Below are 3,632 nucleotides of genomic sequence, written 5' to 3'. Positions count from 1 at the left end.
TCGCAGGTTTATGCGGTTCTGGTGTCGTCGGCGGTGACGACCAGCGTCGTCATGTTCCTCGTGGCCGCGGCGCTGGTGTCGTCCTGGCTGATCACGGTGGCAATTCCCGCGCCCAGCTCGATGCCGCACGCATCCTCAGCCGCCTGATGCGGCAGATGGATTTCGGCACGGCGCAGAAGGACGGCTCGGTCATCGTCGTGTTTGCGGAAACCGACTTCCGCACCGCCCACATGATCGCCCGCCGCCTCTCCGCGGTGATGCGGCACACCTCCAACGGCAAGCACGAGATGCGCAGCGAGCCCGTCGTCAGCGTGGACTCGCTGTCGCCGTCGGACACGGCAAGGTCGCTGCTGGCCCGGCTGTCGGCGGATGCGTCAAGGGCGGCGTCGTAGTCTCAGGCGCGCTAATACAAGGGTGGGCAAAGGCGCACTTGCGCCGTGCCCACCATTTTCCCTGACGGCGGCTGCGGTGGGCACGCTTCGCTTTGCCCACCCTACGACATGTCGCCCCGCCCCTACGCCGCCTTCTTACTTTCCGCGAGCTGCGCCAGCTGGCGCATGATCTCCGTCGTGCCGGCGAGACGCTCTTCCGGGGTCTCCCAGTCCTGCAGGAACACCACCTTCATGTCGGGTCGTACCTTGGCGGCCTGGCCGTGGCTGCGGATGAAGGTCACCAGGCGATCGGGATGGGCGAACGAATTGTCGCGGAAGGCGATGACGGCGCCCTTCGGGCCGGCATCGATCTTCCCGACATTGGCCCTTCGGCAGAACGCCTTGATCGCGGCGACCTTGAACAGGTAGCGCACCTCGTCCGGCAGCACGCCGAAGCGGTCGCGCATCTCGGCACCAAAGTTCTCGATCTCCTCCTCGGTGTCGAGGTCGGCAAGGCGCCGGTACAGCGACAGCCGCACCGAGAGGTCGCCGACATAGTCCTCCGGAATGAGCACGGGCATGCCGATCGTGATCGACGGCGACCAGCGGTCGGCGGCAGGCTCGGAAACGCCGGCCTTGAGGTTGACGATCGCCTCCTCCAGCATCGACTGATAGAGCTCGAAGCCGACCTCCTTGATGTGGCCTGACTGCTCCTCGCCGAGCAAATTGCCGGCGCCGCGGATGTCGAGGTCGTGCGAGGCGAGCTGGAAGCCCGCGCCCAGCGTCTCCAGCGATTGCAGCACGGTGAGCCGGCGCTCGGCCTGCGCCGTGATCTTCTGCTGCGCCGGCAGCGTGAACAACGCATAGGCGCGCAGCTTGGCACGGCCGACGCGGCCGCGGAGCTGATAGAGCTGGGCGAGACCGAACATGTCGGCGCGGTGCACGATCAGCGTGTTGGCGTTGGGGATGTCGAGGCCGGATTCCACGATGGTGGTCGACAGCAGGATGTCGAACTTGCCGTCGTAGAACGCCGTCATGATGTCCTCGATCACGGCGGGCGGCATCTGGCCGTGCGCGACCGCGACCTTCATCTCCGGCACGTTCTTGTCGAGGAAGTCCTTGACCTCGGCGAGGTCGTCGATGCGCGGCACCACGTAGAACGCCTGCCCGCCGCGATAGCGCTCGCGCAGCAGCGCCTCGCGGATCATCAAGGGATCGTGCGGAGCGACGAAGGTGCGAACCGCGAGCCGATCCACGGGAGGCGAAGCGATGATCGAGAGTTCGCGGACGCCGGTGAGCGCGAGTTGCAGCGTGCGCGGGATCGGCGTCGCCGACAGCGTCAGCACGTGCACCTCGGAGCGAAGCGCTTTCAGCCGCTCCTTGTGGGTCACGCCAAAGTGCTGCTCCTCGTCGACGATGACGAGACCGAGGTCGCGGAACTTGATCGCCTTGCCGAGCAGTGCATGGGTGCCGACGACGATGTCGACCGAGCCGTCGGCAATGCCCTTCTTGACCAGATTGAGCTCCTTGGTCGCGATCAGGCGCGAGGCCTGCGCCACGTTCACCGGAAAGCCCTTGAAGCGCTCGGTGAAGGTTCTTGCGTGCTGGCGCGCCAGGAGCGTGGTCGGCACCACGACCGCGACCTGCTTGCCCTCAAGCGCCACGGCAAACGCGGCGCGCAAGGCCACCTCGGTCTTGCCAAAACCGACGTCGCCGCAGATCAGCCGGTCCATCGGACGGCCGAGTTCGAGGTCCTTCAGTGTGGATTCGATGGCCCCTAACTGGTCCTCGGTTTCGTCATAGGGGAAGCGTGCACAGAACTCGTCGTAGAGACCGGGCTGCACCAGCAGCTTGGGCGCCTCGTGCAGATGGCGAGCGGCAGCGATCTTGATCAATTCCCCCGCGATCTCGCGGATACGATTCTTGAGTTTCGCCTTGCGGGTCTGCCAGCCGCCGCCGCCGAGCCGGTCGAGCTCGACCGTGGTCTGGTCGGAGCCGTAGCGCGACAGCAGCTCGATGTTCTCGACCGGCAGGAACAGTTTTGTTTCGGCGGCATAGTGCAGTTCGAGACAGTCATGCGGCGCGCCGGCGACATCAAGCGTTTGCAGGCCGACGAAGCGGCCGATGCCGTGGTCGACGTGGACCACGATGTCACCGGCGGCAAGGCTCGTCACCTCCGAGATGAAATTGTCGAGCTTGCGGCTGGCCTTGCGCGGCCGCACCAGGCGGTCGCCGAGGATGTCCTGCTCGCTGATGAGCGCGATCTCGTCGGTCTCGAAACCGCTCTCGAGGCCGAGCACGGCGAGCATGGTCTCGTTGCGCGGGGTCGCCTGCACCGTGCGCCAGGAGTTGACGCTGGTGGTGTGGGGCAGCTTGTGGTCGCGCAGCATCGAAGTCATGCGGTCGCGCGAGCCTTCGCTCCAGAGCGCGATCACGACCTTCTTGCGCTGGGCGTGCAGCGCCATCACGTGGCTGACCACGGATTCGAACACGTTGACCGTGGTGTCGTTGCGCTCCGGCGCGAAGTCGCGGCCCTTGCGCGCGCCGGCGTCGACGACACTCGTGCCATCGGTCGGCACGGAGAACTGCGTCAACCGCACCAGCGGCATGTCGCTCTCGCGCTTGGTCCACTCTTCGTCGGTGAGATAAAGCCGATCCGGCGGCAGCGGCTTGTAGATCGCGCCGCCGCCCGGATGCTCCATGGCATCGCGGCGGGCCTCGTAATAGTCCAGGATCTGCTTGAAGCGCTCGCGGACGGCGTCCTCGGCCTGCGGCTCGATCGCGATAGCCGCGCCTTGCAGGTAGTCGAACAGCGTGTCCATCCGGTCCTGGAACAGCGGCAGCCAGTGCTCCATGCCGGGATGGCGGCGGCCCTCGCTGACGGCCTCGTACAGCGCATCGTCGCGCGTGGGCGCGCCGAACTCGGCAACATAGCCCATGCGGAAACGGCGGATGGTGTCGGTGACGAGCTGGAACTCGGAGATCGGCACCAGGTCGAGCGCGCGCATATCGAGCAGCGTGCGCTGGGTCTCGGCGTCGAAAGTGCGGATCGACTCCAGGCTGTCGCCGAAGAAGTCGAACCTCACGGGCTGATCCAGGCCGGCCGGGAACAGGTCCAGGATGCCGCCGCGCACGGCATATTCGCCGGGCTCGCGCACGGTCGAGGAGCGGTTGTAGCCGTTGTGCTCGAGCCAGGCGACGATGGTGTCCATCGGCACGACGTTGCCGGGCGCGACCGACAGCGCCTGCGCCGCGACCAGC

1 protein-coding gene and 1 pseudogene are annotated in these 3,632 nt (G+C 66.5%); one reads left to right on the top strand and one right to left on the bottom strand.

Annotated elements, in window-relative coordinates; translation table 11 throughout:
* Nucleotides 1-392, top strand: a pseudogene (locus tag MOV75_RS30950) (hypothetical protein); the annotation flags it as partial.
* 122 nt (nt 393-514) lie between these two features.
* Here MOV75_RS30950 and mfd read toward each other — a convergent pair.
* Nucleotides 515-3,632, bottom strand: a 3,118-nt coding sequence (gene mfd, locus MOV75_RS30945) for a transcription-repair coupling factor (RefSeq protein ID WP_247007218.1), incomplete at its 5' end; no start/stop codon positions are given.

Origin of the sequence: Bradyrhizobium sp. PRIMUS42, from assembly GCF_023006515.1 — a bacterium.
GTDB lineage: Bacteria > Pseudomonadota > Alphaproteobacteria > Rhizobiales > Xanthobacteraceae > Bradyrhizobium.
The sequence above is the reverse complement of the archived record's forward strand: the minus strand, read 5'-3'. Positions and strand labels throughout refer to the sequence as shown.